The sequence below is a fragment of the Oceanobacillus sp. FSL H7-0719 genome (genome assembly GCF_045040795.1).
Taxonomy (GTDB): Bacteria; Bacillota; Bacilli; order Bacillales; family Amphibacillaceae; genus Oceanobacillus.
Genome location: NZ_CP150301.1, coordinates 696,108 through 713,961, shown reverse-complemented (window position 1 = coordinate 713,961; position 17,854 = coordinate 696,108). Strand labels below are relative to the sequence as shown.

Sequence of the window (17,854 nt, the reverse complement as noted above, 5' to 3'; positions counted from 1 at the left end):
CCTCCCTATTTTAATATTCAGCTAGCTCGCGCATTGCTTTTTCAACTTTATCTGGATTAATCATAAAATATTTTTCCATTGTCGGAGCATACGGCATAGCTGGAACATCAGGGCCTGCTAAACGTTGAACTGGTGCATCCAGATCAAATAAACAGTTCTCTGCAATAATTGCAGCAACCTCTCCAATGATGCTTCCTTCTTTATTATCTTCGGTTACTAATAAGACTTTCCCGGTTTTCTTTGCTGCTTCTATTATAGCTTCTTGATCAAGCGGATATACTGTACGTAAATCTAGTATGTGTGCCTCGATTCCATCTTCTGCAAGCTTTTCTGCTGCTTGAAGTGCAAAATGAACGCCTAAACCATAAGTAATTACAGTAATATCATCGCCTTCACGCTTTACATCGGCCTTTCCAATTGGAAGAACATAATCTTCATCTGGAACCTCGCCTTTGATTAAACGGTATGCCCGTTTATGTTCAAAAAATAATACTGGATCATTATCACGAATTGCAGCTTTTAATAAGCCCTTCACATCATAAGGCGTTGAGGGCATAACAATCTTAAGTCCCGGCTGGTTTGCAAAGATAGCTTCTACAGACTGTGAGTGATATAGTGCTCCATGCACACCGCCTCCATATGGAGCACGGATTGTTATCGGCGCGTTCCAATCATTATTGGAACGATAGCGGATTTTTGCTGCTTCTGAAATAATTTGGTTTACCGCAGGCATAATAAAGTCGGCAAACTGCATTTCTGCAACCGGACGCATTCCATACATTGCTGCACCAATGCCAACACCAGCAATAGCAGATTCAGCAAGTGGTGTGTCAAGCACACGGTCAGCCCCAAATTCTTCATACAGACCATCCGTTGCACGGAAAACGCCACCTTTTTTTCCAACATCCTCACCTAATACAAAAACTTTCTCATCACGTTGCATTTCTTCGCGCAATGCTGTTGTTACTGCTTGAATATAAGACATAATAGCCATGGCAGTTTCCCCTCCTATTCCTCGTAAACATATCTTAAAGCATCCTCTGGCTCAGCATAAGGTGCTTCTTCTGCATACTCTGTTGCTTCGTTAACAATAGAAGCTATTTCTTTTGTAATTTCTTCTTCTATTTCATCCGTTAACACGCCGACTTCTTTAAGATAGTTTGCAAAAGTAAAGATAGAATCTTTTTTCTTCGCTTCCTCTACCTCTTCCTTCTCACGGTACGTACGGTCATCATCATCACTTGAATGTGCTGTTAGGCGATATGTGATTGCCTCTATCAATGTGGGTCCTTCACCACTTACAGCGCGTTCTCTTGCTTCTTTCATCGCTTCATATACTGCTATCGGATCGTTCCCATCAACGGTAATACCAGGCATGCCGTAACTGCTTGCTCGAACAGAAATGTTCTCACTCGCCACTTGTCTGTCGAAAGGAACGGAGATAGCATATTTATTATTTTCAACCATTGTAATTACCGGCAATTTATGCACACCAGCAAAGTTTAAACCTTCATGGAAATCTCCTTGGTTACTTGATCCTTCACCTAGAGTAACAAAGGATACAAAATCCTTTTTCTCCATTTTACCGCCTAAAGCAACTCCTACAGCATGTGGCAACTGTGTTGTAACTGGAGAAGATCCTGTTAAGATCCGATTTTTCTTTTGGCCAAAGTGACCTGGCATCTGTCTGCCGCCTGAGTTGGGATCTTCCGCTTTAGCAAAGGCCGAAAGCATTAACTCCTTCGTTGTCATCCCAAATGCTAAAACAACACCAAGATCACGGTAGTATGGTGCTGCCCAATCTTTTTCGAGGTCTAAAGCAAATGCAGCACCTACTTGTGCAGCTTCTTGCCCCTGGCAGGAAATTACAAATGGAATTTTCCCTGAGCGGTTCAAGAGCCACATTCTTTCATCTATTTTTCTAGCAAGCAACATCGTTTTGTACATTTCAATTACCTGTTTATCCGATAAACCTGCCTTTTCATGACGTTTTTCTGTCATACGAAATTCACTCCCTTTTAAAAATATGAATCATCCATGTATTTGCTTCCCATCAACTGCTAATGCAGCCTCAGCAATACCTTCTGATAAAGTTGGATGCGGGTGAATCGAGCTTGCGATTTCCCAAGGTGTGGCATCCAGCACTTTTGCAAGACCCATTTCTGAAATCATATCTGTTACATGGGGTCCAATCATATGGACACCAAGTAAATCATCCGTATTTTTGTCGGCAATAATCTTAATAAAACCATCTGATTCGCCATAAACTAAAGCTTTTCCAATTGCAGCAAATGGAAATCTGCCAACTTTAATTTCGAAACCTTCTTCTTTAGCTTGCTTTTCGGTTAAACCGACACTTGCTGCTTCCGGATTTGAGTAAATGCAACTTGGAATCGTTTGATAATTGATCGGCAAGGGATTGTTATTTGAAATATGTTCTACTGCTGTAATCCCTTCATGTTCAGCAACGTGCGCAAGTTGCATACCGCCAATCACATCTCCTATTGCATAGATATGTGATTCTTTTGTTTGATAAAAATCATTTGTTTTTATAAAACCATTCTCTACAAGAATATCCGTATTTTCGAGGCCAATATTTTTTACGTTTGCTTCTCTTCCAACAGACAAGAGCATTTTATCAGCGGAAAAGCTTTGTTTTTCACCATTTACCTCAGCCTCAATAGAAACACCGTCATCTTTTGTAAGTGTTTCTCCCAGTACCTTAGCATTTTTTACAAACTCAATGCCTTTTTTCTTGAGTAATCTTTCCATTTCTTTAGCAATCGCTTCATCTTCTGTAGGCAAGATTTGTTGTCCGTATTCAATAACTGTTACTTTCACTTCAAAATCACTGAGCATAGACGCCCATTCAATCCCAATTACTCCCCCACCAATAATCAAGATAGATTTTGGTAAAGTCTCTAATTGAAGTGCCTCATCCGAGCTCATCACAAAGTCACCATCAATTTCCAGTCCAGGAAGGCTCCGAGGTTTTGATCCTGTCGCAATAATTACGTTTTTCGGAATCAACATTGTATTTTCATCGCCATTTTTATATTCAACAGAAATCGTCCCAGGCATTGGAGAGAAAATACTTGGGCCTAAAATTCTTCCATAACCTTCGTATACATCAATTTTTCCTTTTTTCATCAGACCTTGGACACCTTGATGCAACTTGTCTACAATACTCTCTTTTCTTTCTTGAACTTTTGTGAAATTCAAAACTGCATCCTTCGTATCTATCCCAAACAATGTGGCGTCCTTTGTTTGGCGATAGACCTCTGCACTTCGCAACAACGCTTTAGATGGGATACATCCGCGGTGCAAACACGTGCCTCCCAGCCTTTCACTTTCTACAATTGCTGTTTTTAAACCAAGTTGTGCGGCGCGGATTGCAGCAACATAACCGCCTGTTCCGCCACCGAGAATAACTAAATCATAATCCTCTGCCATTTATATCCACCCCTAGCTCTTATCCTATTGATTAGATGTATTATTATCTATTTAAAATATGACGTTCATTTAAGAGGAACTGGCCACGTGATTCACGCGCAGCTCTGATTCTCTCTTCTGCCATTCGGTCAGCCGCAACATATGTCGGGATATGGTCACGTCTTGAAATTTCAAATACGCGCTCTAAATTATCATAAATAACTTCAACCTTCTTAAGCGCTCTTTCCTTATTATAACCCGCTAATTCATCCGCTACGTTGATTACGCCCCCAGCATTAATTACATAGTCTGGCGCATAAATAATACCTTTTTCATGAAGCATATCCCCATGTCTTTCCTCTGCAAGCTGGTTATTTGCTGAACCTGCAATTACTTTTGCTTTAAACTGTGGAATTGTATCATCATTGATAACAGCACCAAGCGCGCATGGTGCATAAATATCACATTCAACACCGTAGATATCATTTGGACCAACCGCTCTAGCATCAAAAGCTTCAACCGCTTTGTCAACTGCTGCTTCATTAATATCTGTTACAATTAAATTCGCACCCTCTTCATGAAGGTATTCACAAAGTGCATACGCAACATTGCCAACTCCTTGAACAGCAATTGTTTTTCCTGCTAATGAGTCACTTCCAAAAGCTTCTTTCGCTGCTGCTTTCATTCCTTTGTAAATTCCGTAGGCTGTAACTGGTGATGGGTTTCCAGCTGCTTCAGGTGTAGTTGGTGACGTACCTGTCACATATTCTGTTTCAAGATTTATTAAATCCATATCTTCAGTAGTTGTTCCAACATCCTCTGCAGTGATGTAACGGCCATTTAATCCTTGAATATACCTTCCAAATGCACGGAACATTTCCGGATTTTTATCTTTTTTAGGATCACCGATGATTACTGTTTTACCGCCACCTAAATCAAGACCAGCAGCCGCATTTTTATAGGTCATACCTCTTGCTAAGCGGAGAGCATCCTCAATCGCTTCATCTTCTGACGCGTAGGTCCACATTCTGGTACCCCCCAATGCAGGACCCAATGTAGTATCGTGTATCGCTATGATTGCTTTTAAACCTGATGCCTTATCTTGACATAATACCAATTGTTCATAATCATATTTCTCCATATAGTTGAATAATTCCATCCTAATTCCTCCCCAAAAATTTAATATTATATATTTTATTTTAATCTCTAAAAAATAAATGAAAGCGCTTCCGACTGATTGAACAACATTAAACAGTTTTACTCAAGCTGATACTTCTCGATTTTATAATATAAATTCCGGATCGAGATATCCAACGCCTGGGCTGTTTTCGTCTTATTAAAAGAATTGCTTTTATATACGTCATAAATATATTCTTTTTCAAATTTTTCTACAGCTTCATTCAGCGGTTCTGTATTAGAAAATAATAAGCTCGCTCTCTTTTCTTTTCCAGTCGAATGTTCCAGCTTTGGCAGATACTCTTTCTTAATCGTTTCTTCCTGCATGTCCATATAAATCATTGCTCTTCCAAGTACATTTTCCAATTCTCTTACATTTCCCGGCCAATGATAATGTTCTAATAAATGAAGTGCCTCATCACTTATGGAACGAACACTTCTGCTGTAATCTACATTTAGTTTCTGAATCAGGTGATGAGATAGCTCTGCTATATCTGCTGTTCTTTCACTTAAAGATGGTATGAAAATTGGCAGTCGATTTAACCTGTAATAGAGATCCTCCCGAAATGTCCGGTTCATAATCGCCTTTTCTAAATTTATATTTGTTGCAGTTATGATTCTCACATCGACTTTTATTGGCTCTGTGCCACCAACACGGACGATTTCATTTTCTTGAAGCATATGAAGTATTTTTGCTTGCATCTTAAGGGAAAGTTCTCCGATTTCATCCAAGAAGACACTTCCATGATTCGCTTCCTCAAAAACCCCGATTTTTATATCCTGTTTGCTTTTATCTGAGGTGTCAGCTTCGACCCCAAATAATTCACTCTCGAGCAAAAATTCGTCTATCGCGGCACAATTAACACGGATAAATATATTATGTTTTCTAACACTTTCATTATGGATTGCATGAGCAAAAAGCTCTTTTCCTGTACCAGATTCTCCTCTTAATAAAACGGTCGCTGGAGTCCTTGCCCCAACTTTCGCTTGTTCCAATGCTAAGCGCAATTCTGGTGAAGAACCAATAACATCATCAAATGTATATCTTGCTTCCAGACTTCGTATAATTTGCTGGGCACGTTTTAATTCTCTGGTCAATGACTTAATTTCAGTTACATCATGAAGAACCCCAACACTTCCACGCACGGTATTGTTAACAATAATAGGTGCAACATTAACAATCACTTCTTTTTTATATTGACCTACTTTCATCCGTACACCATGAAATGCCTTCCCTGTCTGCAAGACCTTCATATGCATGCTTTCGCCTTCATAAATGTCAACATCAGCTGGCTTTCCAATAACGTCTTGTTCTGCCAATCCAGTAATTCTTGTATACGCAGGATTGATCATAATGCCATTACCATTTTCATCCACTACACTTATTGCTTCGTATGAGGATTTAATGATTGCCTCCAGCATATTTTTCACTTCAATTAAGTCTGTATTCTCTTCGGCAAGCTTCATTACCTCAGTTATATCCTTAAATACCGTAAATGCTCCAACTAAGTGTCCATTATCAGTGATGATTGGAATTCGAGTGGAGATAATTTGCTTTCCATTATTCAGTTCAAACTTTTTATTGATTTCTTTTACTTGTGTTGAAAGCACTTCTGGTAAGCGCGAATTTGTAATCACTTCTCTGATATGCTTCCCCAAAAAGTCTTCTCTGCTGCAGCCGACTATCTCTTCAGCTTGCTTATTTACGAATTGTACAGTCTGCTGATTATCAATTACAATCATGCCATCACGAATATGATTTAGAATTAGTTCTTGTCTATCGCTTTGTTGTTTAATTTGTTCCAGCAATTCGTTCTTTTCATCAAAAAGCTCGGAGATAATATAAGCTACGGCCCCTGGAATTACAACAGTATTTTTATGTTTCGAGGTAATTATATCTTTTAGTACTGTTTCGTCCCCCGTTGCTTCCATTATAATATCAATGTTTTTATCTACCCATTCACGCCAATCAGAACCAGTTTTAATATGTAATTCTCTTGCTAATGTTAACCCTTTTGCATCTTGATTGTGATCAATGACTGCGCTTATTTTCATACTGGCTGTTGAGCGAATGATATTAATTAATGCAGTTCCACCTTTTCCGGCACCGATAATGAGAACATTTTTCATCGATTCACCACCTTGCATTAATTTGCATATTTCTATGATACGTTAACATGAATAATTTAGCAAACATTATTTAAGTCGTGATAAAAACTGCATGAGACTTGCTAATTTATTATAAAATGGAGGATTCTACTATTAAATTCAGCTAAAAACGGATATATCCTGAAAACAAATACATCTTGCTATCCTTGTTCATCAGCTGCCTGCAGAAAGTGAAAAAATGTAGACGCCGGATTTTAAATGCAGAAGCATGCCAGCTAATATAATGAAGTTATAGACAGATTTCGTTCCTCTTTTTGGTTTGTTTTGTTATACTTTATCTAAATACATACAGAAATTTGAGTAAGTATAGAGGAGAATTATAATGGTAAGAAATTTGGCTATTTTGATTTTATTAATTCCTGGTGTAATTGCTGCTATTGGCATTAAATTAATGCGTGACACGTTGTTCGACGATTTTTATTCTATTTTCTTTTATTCATGGATCCAATTTACCTTCGGATTACTCTTATTTATTGGAGGAGTCCTGTTTTTAGGAGGCTTTATTATTTATCGAGATCGGAAAAATAAGAAAAAAGAAAAGGATTTACACTTAAAAGATGGATAATATCCATCTTTTTTTATTTATTTCGTTATTTTCAGCGAATTTTGTGATATTATTATTAGAAAATTATCTTTAGGTTGTTAAGGGGGATTAGAAATGAAGGTTGCAAAATTTGGTGGAAGTTCTATGGCCAATGCAGACCAATTAATAAAAGTTGGTGAAATAATTAAGAGTGATCCGAGCCGCAAATTTATCGTAGTGTCTGCTCCAGGAAAGAGGGAAAGTATAGACACCAAAATAACTGATTTGCTCATTGATTTGGGACAAGCGTATATTAAAAAACAATCACACGAAGAACAGTTCTCAAAGATTATGACTCGCCTCACAGAGATTGTGTCAACTTTAAATCTCCCGAATGAATTATTGGATGAATTTGAAGCGGCATTAAATAACGCGAAGTTCAATACAGGTTCTGCGGAAAGCTTAATGGACACTGTAAAGTCAATCGGTGAAGACAGTTCTGCAAAAATACTTAGTGCATATCTTAATGCAATTGGCATCCAAGCTACTTATGTTAACCCGAATGAAGCTGGACTTATTCTTAGTGACGAACCAGGTAATGCTCAGATACTGCCAGAGAGCTTTGAGAAAATATATCAGTTAAGAGAAAAGAAAGGTGTACTCGTAATTCCAGGCTTTTTCGGTTATACATCAGAAGGTAAACTTGTCACGTTTTCTCGAGGTGGTTCTGACATAACCGGTTCAATAATAGCTGCTGGAGTGAAAGCCGAGCTATACGAAAACTTTACTGATGTGGATTCCGTCTATACCGTTAATCCAAATATTGTCCCAAATCCTAAAAAAATCACTAAATTAACTTATAAAGAGATGCGGGAACTGTCCTATGCCGGTTTTTCTGTATTTCATGACGAAGCTTTGATACCAGCAGTAAACGCAAAAATTCCAGTAAGTATCAAAAACACAAATAATCCAGGGGCTAAAGGCACACTTATCGTTGCGGAAAAGGAAATGAATGATCGGATTGTAACTGGAATAGCAAGCGATACTGGTTTCTGCAGCCTTTATGTGAGTAAGTATTTGATGAACCGGGAAATAGGATTCGGAAGAAAATTACTTAATATTTTTGAAGATGAAGGTGTTTCTTTCGAGCATGCTCCTTCTGGAATTGATAATATGTCAGTCATTTTTCGCGAAGGTAACTTTACAGTGGACAAGGAAAAAATTATCTTGGAAAGAATTAAAAATGAATTACATCCTGATACAGTCAGCATAACAAGAGGCATTGCAATTATTATGGTTGTTGGAGAAGGTCTGGTGAATTCTGTAGGTGTGGCAAACCGTGCTACCTCTGCATTTACAAAAGCCAAAGTCAACATTGAGATGATTAACCAAGGTTCATCAGAAGTTTCAATGATGTTTGGAATTCAAGCAAGAGATATCGAACGCGCCATTCGTTCTCTGTATGAATCTTATTTTGTTGTGAAAGAAGATATTGTTCAAAATGTATAATGGAAAATATAACTGCAGTGGAACACACTGCAGTTATGTTTTATTATCCCACTTTATGTTCGAGTCTTAATCTGTCTGCCACCATCGCAATAAACTCGGAGTTGGTCGGCTTTGCTTTGGATAGATTAATCGTATAGCCGAACAATGCAGAAATAGAATCAATATTGCCCCTGCTCCAAGCCACCTCTATTGCATGCCTTATCGCTCTCTCAACACGCGATGCAGTTGTATTAAATTTCTTTGCAATTTCCGGATATAGTATTTTTGTTATAGATCCCAAGAGTTCGATGTCGTTATAGACCATTGTGATTGCTTCACGTAAGTACATATAACCTTTAATATGTGCTGGTACTCCAATTTCATGAATAATATTTGTTATGCTTGCTTCCAGATTTTGTTTCTTCTCCGTCTTTTTAGGTTTTACTGTTCTTGTTTTATATCCAGTATTGTTTTTAATCGTTCGAATTTGTTCAGCCAAGTGATCCAAATCAAATGGTTTTAAAATAAAATAGGAAGCGCCGTATTCCACTGCTTTTTTCATCACTTCCTCCTGACCAAATGCAGTTAGCATGATGACTTGCGGACGTTTTTTGAAATCCATTGTTCGTAACTGATTTAATACAGCAATACCATCGATATGGGGCATAATAATATCAAGAATAAGTATATCTGGTTCAAGCACATCCAACATTTCAATACAATCTCTGCCATTAGATGCTGAACCAATTACTTCAATATCGTCTTGTTCTTCAAAATAATCCTCCATTAATGTCACTAATTCTTGGTTATCATCGACTAAACAAACTGAAATACTCTCCACTTCTCTAATCCTCCCTTATGTGCTCTTTTCCTCTTTTACATATTCAACAAAAGAAGTAATAATCCTTCTTTTATTTTTAAATGTTTGTATATTTTTATATTTCTATATTTTCACGCCATTGTTCGATTACTTTCAACAAAAGTCTACAAAATAAGCCTGTAACGGAGATTATCCATTACAAGCTTACAATCATGAAGCGTGTTTTTTTACCTGCTGTAAATTAATGCCTGCATCGCGAAGCATCCATTCAATATGAACTCCATAGCCGGATGTGGGATCATTGACAAATACATGTGTTACTGCACCGACAACTTTTCCATCTTGGATGATTGGACTGCCACTCATTCCTTGAACAATTCCCCCAGTTTTCTCAAGTAATTTGGGATCTGTAATCTTTAAAACCATTCCTTTAATATCCGGTTTTTTCTGTGGTGTTGAACTGACAATTTCAATATCAAATTCTTCAACCTTCTCTTTATCCACCACAGTTAATATTTTCGCTGGTCCTTCTTTCACTTCATCCGAACGCGTAATTTCTAAAGGTTCATCATAACTCCCATTACTAAGTTTCGTATCAAGCACCCCAAATATTCCATGTGGTGTGTTCTTAATAATACTACCTAATTTATTTCGTTCTGCAGAAAACTTTGCCTGTTTTTCCCCAGGTGTACCACTGTTGCCTTTTTCAATATTAACAACTGAAGAGCGAACAATCGTTCCAGCCATCATTTCGATTGGCTTTTTAGTATTAATATCAGCAATAACATGACCTAACGCTCCATACCGCTTGGTTTCTGGTTCATAAAAAGTCATTGTGCCAATACCCGCTGCAGAGTCTCGAATATATAAGCCAATTTTATATTCCTGTTCTGATTCATCAAAAATTGGGTGTAATGATGTTTCGATTGTTTCCTTTCCGCGTTTCAATTTCACTTTAAGTTCTTCATTCTTTTTTCCTGCTTCACTTACATATGGTTTAATTTCTGTCAATGCTTCAACAGGCTTCCCATTAATTTCAACTATAATATCCCCTACGTGTACCTTAGCTTCTTCTCCTGGAGAAACTGTGCCAGTTTTCCCTTTAACTGCATGATGCCCCACAACCAATATTCCTGCCGTCTGTAATTGCACCCCTATCGACTGCCCACCTGGAACAACCTTAATTTCATCTTTGACCAACGTTTTTAAATCCGAACTGCTTACAGTCTGCACCCGGTCGAAAGCAACTACTTTCGATTCAGATTGTGCTTGTTTATTATTCTGACTCATTACAGGCAGGGTATTTTCTTCTACAGTTTGATTCGGTATAGATAGCATTAATAAACCAGTAAAGCTCATCATTATAAATAAACATAAATACATCCGTCCTCTTGTTCTCTTTGTCATCATTGAACACTCCTCGTATTCTCACCCATACCAAATTTATTATTTCTGTACCTCTAATTTGACCGGAGAGCGTTGTTTTTAAACTGGTGATTCATTAGTGTTTTGCTTATGTTTTCCTTGAATAATTAATGAGGTTATGTAAATGCTGATACTATGAAAGAAGAAAAAACAAAATAAAAAAAAGCCAGTGATGTTAGCTTCTGGCTTATAAATAATATTATTCCTTGTTATTTTTATTTTTAAATCGTTCTGCTAAGTCAAGCATCTCTTTTGCATGTTCTTTTGCAGTTTCAGTCAACTCAGTACCGGTTATCATTCTGCTTAATTCTTCCATTTGTTCAGTAGTTGTTAATTCAATAACTTTAGTAGCAGTCCGGTTATCTTTTTCCAGTTTCTCAATTAATTTATGCGTATCTGCCATCGCTGCAACTTGAGGTAAGTGGGTGATGCACAGAACTTGTGAAGCATTGGAGATTTCATATATTTTTTCGGCTATGGCTTGAGCTACTCTTCCACTAACACCTGTGTCCACTTCATCAAAAATCACACTTGTGACACCTTGATGTTTCGCAAATATTTTCTTTAAAACAAGCATGATCCTAGAAAGTTCACCACCAGAAGCAACTTTTGTTAATTCCTTCAAAGGTTCGCCTGGATTTGTGGATATCATAAAGCGAATGAGGTCATAACCATTTTTATGAAGTTTAGGATGTTGATTTGTCTCATTATCAAAGGATATGGAAAAAGCTGCTTTCTCGAGATATAAACCTTTTAACTCGTGATGGATTTCCATCGTTAATGAAGCTGCAGCTTGTTTTCGTAAATCATGCAGCTGTTTTGCTTCGAGCATTGCATCCTTTTCCATTTCCTCAATCTCTTCAACGAGGGCAGTCAGATGAAAGTCTTTATTTGTAATTTGCTCAAGTTCTTCCTCTACTTTCGCCATATATTCAATCATTTCGTTGACGGTTGTACCGTATTTCTTCTTCAAACGGTTAATTTCATTTAAACGATTTTCTATTTCATTTAGACGTTCTGGATTATATTGCAGTTTGTCTATCTGATTCCGAAAGTCAAAGGCCAGGTTTTCCAAGGAATAATAATGGTTTGCAATTTCTTCCGATTTTTCATCAATAAAAGGATCTATGTTACTATTGTCCCCAAGTGCAGACATTGCCTCATTTAACCATTCCAATCCTTTCCCTTCACCGTATAGTGCATTATACGCATCATGCAGTGCTGTATAGATTCGTTCATAATTCGCAAGCGCACTTCTCTCTCTTTCCAAAATATCATCTTCTTCTGGCTTAAGATTTGCTTGTTCAAGCTCTTTTAATTGAAATTCTAAAAGGTCCTGGCGATGTGCGGTTTCCTGTTCGTTTTCATTTAACTGACGATATCTTTTCTTCAAACGAATCAGTTTATCATATAAATAGCGATATTCATCTTTTGCTTGTTTAATCCGTTCATTATCGTATAAATCCAAAAGGTTAATATGATTATCGGCATCCATCAGTGACTGTGTTTCATGCTGACTATGTATATCAATTAGCGTTTTTCCAAATTCCCGTAATATCGCGAGTGTAACAAGCTTACTATTTACTCGGCAGATGCTTTTCCCGCTTTTTGTTATGGTTCTCTGTAAAACAATTTGATCATCCGTAATATCAATTCCGAACTGCCTGCCAACCTCATAAATTGGATGGTCTTTTGTTTCAATACTGAATAAACCTTCGATCTCTGCTTTATTCGCTTTATGGCGTACAAATTCGACTGAACCTCGCCCGCCTGCTAAAAGCTGGATAGCATCAATGATAATTGACTTACCTGCACCGGTTTCACCAGAGAGAACCGTCAAGCCTTCATCAAATGTAATTGAAATTTGATCGATGATTGCAAAATTTTGAATAGATAGTTCCGTTAGCATGATTGTTCACCTCTTTTTAAAACTGCTCTATGCTGTATTAGAGCATACTAATTAATCGTTTTTTTATTTCGACTGCATTTTTTTCTGTTCTGCAGATAATTAAACATGTGTCATCACCACAAATTGTCCCCATAATTTCTTCCCATTCCAGGTTGTCGATTAAAACACCAATTGCATTTGCATTTCCTGGAAGTGTCTTTAAAACAATGAAATGATTTGCATGATCTATATTTACAAAAGCATCAACGATCAGTCTTTTTAGCTTTTCATATGGGTTAAACTTCAAGTCTGCAGGCAAACTATATTTATAATCCCCTGACAGTGTTGGAACCTTCACTAAATGAAGTTCTTTAATATCTCTTGAAACCGTGGCTTGCGTGATATTGTATCCCAATGATTTTAACTCATCAACTAATTCATCTTGTGTGCGGATTTCATTTCCATTAATTAATTCCCGAATTTTAATATGGCGTTGAATTTTGCTCACTCATACCACCTCCATGTTATTTAGGGGAATGCAGCAATTCTTTATGTGCTTCCATAACGACTTCTTCCAAATTAATATCATTCTTAATCATACTATCTGCTTCGTATTTAAAATGAGCTAGGAATTCAATATTGCCATGACCACCTGTTATTGGAGAATAGGTTATGCCGTGTAAATTAAATCCTTCTTTTTCTGCAAAATGAACAATCTCTTCAAGCACTTCGATATGTGTTGTTTGCTCCCTTACAATTCCGCCTTCGCCAACTTGATATTTTTTCGCTTCAAATTGAGGTTTAATCAGTGCAACCACATCATTATCTGTAACAAGCAATGTTTTTAAAACTGGCAAGATTAATTTTAAAGAAATAAAAGATACATCGATTGAGGCAAATGATGGTCTGCCTTGTTTTAACTGGTCATTTGTAACATATCGAAAATTTGTTCTCTCCATTACAATAACGCGTTTATCATTTCTTAACTTCCAATCCAACTGATTATAACCTACATCAATAGCATAGCTTAATTTAGCTCCATTTTGTAAAGCACAATCAGTAAAACCACCTGTCGATGAACCGATATCTATTAAAATTCTCTCTTCCAATTTTAAATTAAAATACGCAATCGCCTTTTCAAGTTTTAGTCCACCCCGACTGACATATGCTGTTGTTTTTTGCTTAATATGCAGCGGGAGTTTATCATCTACCTTTATTCCAGGTTTATCCAGGCGATTTTGCTCAGAGAAAACTACTCCAGCCATAATTAACCTTTTAGCTTTTTCCGTATTATCCGCTAACTCTCTTTCAACTAATAATTCATCTAAGCGTTTTTTACTCATTTTTTTATTTCCTTTACAGTAAACTTAAACTTATCTTTTTTTTATAATATATTTCTTGTATTTTAAAAAGCTTTTCTGATTTATTATACATCAAATTCACCATCCAAGAAAATAAATGTCATTTAGTTAAAATGCATGTTATAAACAAGCGCTGAAATATAATCTATAATCCACAGAAAAAAATGCAAAACAAAACCGCACAGAATCAAATTTTCGTGTTCAATCTGATCCCATGCAGTTTACCTTTTCTAATCAAGATAATAATTAATGATCACGATTACTGAAATAATCAACCAATAATTCGAGTGTTGAATTTGCTGCATTTGCTTTGGATAAAGCTTGTTTTGCATTTTCAACATAGATTTCTTTCTGTTTCATTGCACCATCCAATCCGAGCAATTTTGGATATGTGCTCTTTTCATTACTCTCATCACTGCCAACAGGTTTGCCAAGTTTTTCTTCTGTGCCCGTAATATCTAAAATATCGTCCTGAACCTGAAAAATCAATCCTAAATAATGTGCGAATTCAACTAAATGTTTTAATTGTTCTTCTGTAGCTCGAGCTAAATACGCACCCGCATAAACTGCAAATCGCAGTAGTTCACCGGTTTTTAATTCATGGATTCTTTCAAGTTCTTCTAATGAAACAGAACGCTTTTCTGCTTCCATATCAAGAATTTGTCCAGCAACCATACCAAGCGGCCCGCTTACTTGAGCAAGCTTAGTAATTAATTCAGCTTTTTCAACGCTGCTGAGCATAGAATCTGCAGCGATTTGCTCGAAACTGTTTGTAAGGAGAGCATCTCCTGCTAGAATTGCTGTTGCTTCGCCAAATTTCTTATGATTTGTTAATTGACCACGTCGATAATCATCATCATCCATTGCTGGCAGGTCATCATGAATTAATGAATATGTATGAATCATTTCTAAAGCTACTGCAGATGAAATTGCCTTCTCCACTTCAGTACCATATGCCTCAAAGCTGGCAATTAATAGAATTGGCCGAATTCTCTTTCCGCCTGCTTGCATAGAATAAAGCATAGATTCTTTAAGGTTTTCAGGTATTTCTAATTTACCTAGCCGTTCGGCAATCTCTTTTTCAATTTTTGTTTTGTAGGATATAAGATAATCTCTGAGGTCTTGCTGCACTATTCTTCCTCCTGTATTTCAAATGACGTGACTTCACCTTGCTCATCCATTATTTTGGTCATTTTTTCTTGAACATTTACAATTTTATCACTGCAAAGTTTAGATAGTAACATACCCTCTTGATAAAAATCAATGGCCTGTTCCAGTGGGACATCACCTGTTTCAAGCTTCTGTACAATTTCCTCGAGTTTTTCCATAGCTTGTTCAAATGATAAATTTTCATCTTTTTCGGTCATTTAGATTCTCCTTTATTGTTAATACCTTACAATTCAGATCTCCATCATTTAGCTTAATCGTGATTCTATCTTTCTCATTAACATTTTGAACAGTCTTGATCAATTCGCCGTCATCACTATAGGGCAGTCCAAATCCGCGCTTCAAAATTTCCAATGGGTTTACTAAACTTAGTTTATCTAGCAGATTCACTAAACTCAATTGATGCTTATCAACGATCTGTGACATGATCAGCTGATGTTTTCCAGTTACATCTTTTAAAGCTTTTGCAGCCTGTTCCATCTGCTGTTTTGGATGCTGTAACTGTAAACGATTGTAGGCTATTTGAAAACTTGATTTTTTCTCTTTTAATTGCAGCTGAATACTGCGCTCCAGATTTTCAAGCTGATTATCCAACTCTTGCTCTTTCTGTTTGACCAGTTCTTTAGGATAACGAAAAGCATAAGAAGACTTTAAACTTTCAAGTTGGCGCCCATGAAAATCAAGCTGCCGATTCATTTCCCTGGTCAGTCTTTGATTCAATTGACTAATATGGTTCTTCAGCTCAACCTGTGAGGGCACAGCAAGTTCTGCAGCTCCCGTCGGAGTCGCTGCACGTAAATCTGCTGTGAAATCACTGATTGTTGTATCGGTTTCATGACCTACAGCTGATATAATCGGAATTTCCGAACGATAAATTGCTGCAGCAACAATCTCTTCATTAAAGCTCCATAATTCCTCAATCGATCCGCCGCCACGCCCTACAATCAGGGTATCAAAACCGCCAATCGTGTTGGCATGTTCAATTCCATTTGCAATTGACACAGCTGCGTTTGGTCCTTGGACAAGCACAGGGATAACGACTAATTCAACAATTGGGTAACGTCTTTTTATGGTTGTAATGATGTCTCTCACTGCCGCCCCTGTCGGAGATGTAACCACACCAATCCGTTGAGGAAACAAAGGTATTTGCTTTTTATGCGTCTTGTCAAAATAGCCATTCTTTAGTAATTTCTCTTTTAGTTGTTCATATGCAAGATATAATGCTCCCAGTCCATCGGGCTCCATTTCATTAATATAAAGCTGGTATTGGCCATTTGCTTCGTAAACACTAATATTTCCACGGATAAAAACCTTCATCCCATTTTCAGGAATAAATTTTAAATGCCGATTATTGCCTGCAAACATTACAGCTTGGATTCTCGATTGCTCGTCTTTGATAGTTAAATACATATGGCCGCGGCTATGATGCTTGAAGTTTGAAATTTCTCCCTTTAACCAGATGTTCTGCAGATGACTGTCTAAATCAATTTTCCTCTTAATATATCTCGTTAACGCAGTAACTGTTAAATATTTATCCTTCAATGGCAGTCAATCCTTTAGCAGCTTTTACCGTGTTTGCTAACAGCATTGTAATAGTCATAGGACCGACTCCTCCAGGGACTGGCGTTATGTAGCCCGCTTTTTCAACTGCACTTTCAAACGCTACATCTCCGGTCAGCTTTCCTGCCTCGGTACGATTAATGCCTACATCAATTACAATTGCTCCCGGTTTTATATGCTCAGCAGAAACAAAGTTTTCTCGTCCTATAGCTACAATTAAGATATCAGCATCACGTGTATACTTTTCAAGGTTCTCGGTTTTCGAGTGACAATATGTAACAGTAGCATTTTCATTCAATAAGAGTTGTCCGACTGGTTTGCCTACAATATTGCTCCTGCCTATAATAACTGCATGCTTTCCTGCAATATCGATATTTTTAGATTTAATTAGTTCAATAATCCCAAATGGAGTGCAAGGTAAAAAAGTATCTTCACCAGTCATCATTTTCCCAATGCTAATTGGATGAAACCCATCCACATCTTTCTTTGGATCAATTGTTTCAATAACTTTTTGCTCACTGATTTGTTCTGGCAGTGGAAGCTGTACAAGGATGCCATGAACAGTCTCATCCTCATTTAACTTTACAAGAAGGTCTAATAGCTCATTTTCTGATGTTGATTCCGGTAGTTTAATTAATGTAGAATCGATTCCGACTTCAGCAGCTGCTTTCTCTTTACCTTTAACATAAGATTGAGATGCTGGATTGCTGCCAACCAATACAACAGTTAAATGTGGTATGAGGTTTTTCTCTTTTAATTGTTCAACCTCATGTTTTAATTTACTTTTATATTGTGCTGCTACTTCTTTTCCGCTAATTAATTCTGCTGTCATTCCGTATTTCCTC

General features: G+C 37.2%; 16 protein-coding genes. 2 read left to right on the top strand and 14 right to left on the bottom strand.

The genetic code is table 11. The annotated features are described in order from the left end of the window. Positions 1-10 precede the first annotated feature (10 nt). The 5 genes from NST93_RS03655 to NST93_RS03635 form a co-directional block, all read right to left on the bottom strand. Positions 11-994, bottom strand: a complete 984-nt coding sequence (locus NST93_RS03655; protein WP_405101287.1) for an alpha-ketoacid dehydrogenase subunit beta — start codon at positions 992-994, stop codon at positions 11-13. Between the two features lie 14 nt (positions 995-1,008). Next, positions 1,009-2,001, bottom strand: a complete 993-nt coding sequence (locus tag NST93_RS03650; protein ID WP_405101286.1) for a thiamine pyrophosphate-dependent dehydrogenase E1 component subunit alpha — start codon at positions 1,999-2,001, stop codon at positions 1,009-1,011. Positions 2,002-2,031: 30 nt separating this feature from the next. Then, positions 2,032-3,453 (bottom strand): dihydrolipoyl dehydrogenase, encoded by a 1,422-nt coding sequence (gene lpdA / locus NST93_RS03645; RefSeq protein ID WP_405101284.1) that lies wholly within the window; start codon positions 3,451-3,453, stop codon positions 2,032-2,034. Positions 3,454-3,496: 43 nt separating this feature from the next. Continuing rightward, positions 3,497-4,591: a Leu/Phe/Val dehydrogenase gene (locus NST93_RS03640; protein WP_405101282.1), complete on the bottom strand. Its 1,095-nt coding sequence runs from the start codon at positions 4,589-4,591 to the stop codon at positions 3,497-3,499. Between the two features lie 98 nt (positions 4,592-4,689). Next, on the bottom strand, positions 4,690-6,738 hold the full coding sequence (locus tag NST93_RS03635; RefSeq protein WP_405101280.1) for a sigma 54-interacting transcriptional regulator: 2,049 nt from the start codon (positions 6,736-6,738) through the stop codon (positions 4,690-4,692). A gap of 361 nt (positions 6,739-7,099) precedes the next feature. On the opposite strand from NST93_RS03635, the gene NST93_RS03630 reads away from it, so the two are divergent. Together NST93_RS03630 and NST93_RS03625 are read left to right on the top strand one after the other, a co-directional pair. Beyond that, the gene (locus NST93_RS03630) at positions 7,100-7,342 is read left to right on the top strand and encodes a DUF2627 domain-containing protein (RefSeq protein WP_405101278.1); all 243 of its coding nucleotides are present in this window, start codon (positions 7,100-7,102) and stop codon (positions 7,340-7,342) included. A 93-nt stretch (positions 7,343-7,435) separates the two neighbouring features. Next, positions 7,436-8,809 carry an aspartate kinase gene (locus NST93_RS03625; protein ID WP_405101277.1) on the top strand — a complete coding sequence of 458 codons (1,374 nt, stop codon included), beginning with the start codon at positions 7,436-7,438 and terminating at the stop codon, positions 8,807-8,809. Between the two features lie 43 nt (positions 8,810-8,852). Here the strand turns inward: NST93_RS03625 and spo0A are convergent, their stop codons facing one another. The 9 genes from spo0A to folD all read right to left on the bottom strand — a co-directional run bounded on the left by spo0A (position 8,853) and on the right by folD (position 17,841). Beyond that, a complete protein-coding gene (spo0A, locus tag NST93_RS03620; RefSeq protein WP_405101275.1) occupies positions 8,853-9,629 on the bottom strand; it encodes a sporulation transcription factor Spo0A in 777 nt (258 codons plus the stop codon). A 189-nt stretch (positions 9,630-9,818) separates the two neighbouring features. Beyond that, positions 9,819-11,015: a SpoIVB peptidase gene (spoIVB, locus tag NST93_RS03615; RefSeq protein WP_405101274.1), complete on the bottom strand. Its 1,197-nt coding sequence runs from the start codon at positions 11,013-11,015 to the stop codon at positions 9,819-9,821. A 217-nt stretch (positions 11,016-11,232) separates the two neighbouring features. After that, positions 11,233-12,942 carry a DNA repair protein RecN gene (gene recN, locus NST93_RS03610; protein WP_405101272.1) on the bottom strand — a complete coding sequence of 570 codons (1,710 nt, stop codon included), beginning with the start codon at positions 12,940-12,942 and terminating at the stop codon, positions 11,233-11,235. A gap of 37 nt (positions 12,943-12,979) precedes the next feature. Beyond that, entirely contained in the window at positions 12,980-13,429 is a 450-nt protein-coding gene (gene ahrC, locus NST93_RS03605; RefSeq protein WP_405101270.1) for a transcriptional regulator AhrC/ArgR, read from the bottom strand. A 16-nt stretch (positions 13,430-13,445) separates the two neighbouring features. Next, the gene (locus NST93_RS03600; RefSeq protein WP_405101268.1) at positions 13,446-14,264 is read right to left on the bottom strand and encodes a TlyA family RNA methyltransferase; all 819 of its coding nucleotides are present in this window, start codon (positions 14,262-14,264) and stop codon (positions 13,446-13,448) included. 264 nt (positions 14,265-14,528) lie between these two features. Further along, positions 14,529-15,413 carry a polyprenyl synthetase family protein gene (locus tag NST93_RS03595; RefSeq protein WP_405101266.1) on the bottom strand — a complete coding sequence of 295 codons (885 nt, stop codon included), beginning with the start codon at positions 15,411-15,413 and terminating at the stop codon, positions 14,529-14,531. Beyond that, complete coding sequence (gene xseB / locus NST93_RS03590) at positions 15,413-15,649, bottom strand: exodeoxyribonuclease VII small subunit (RefSeq protein ID WP_405101264.1); 237 nt, start codon at positions 15,647-15,649, stop codon at positions 15,413-15,415. Before xseB ends, NST93_RS03595 begins: the two co-directional genes overlap by 1 nt. After that, entirely contained in the window at positions 15,633-16,991 is a 1,359-nt protein-coding gene (gene xseA / locus NST93_RS03585; protein ID WP_405101263.1) for an exodeoxyribonuclease VII large subunit, read from the bottom strand. Before xseA ends, xseB begins: the two co-directional genes overlap by 17 nt. Further along, a complete protein-coding gene (gene folD / locus NST93_RS03580) occupies positions 16,981-17,841 on the bottom strand; it encodes a bifunctional methylenetetrahydrofolate dehydrogenase/methenyltetrahydrofolate cyclohydrolase FolD (protein ID WP_405101261.1) in 861 nt (286 codons plus the stop codon). Before folD ends, xseA begins: the two co-directional genes overlap by 11 nt. Positions 17,842-17,854 lie beyond the last annotated feature (13 nt).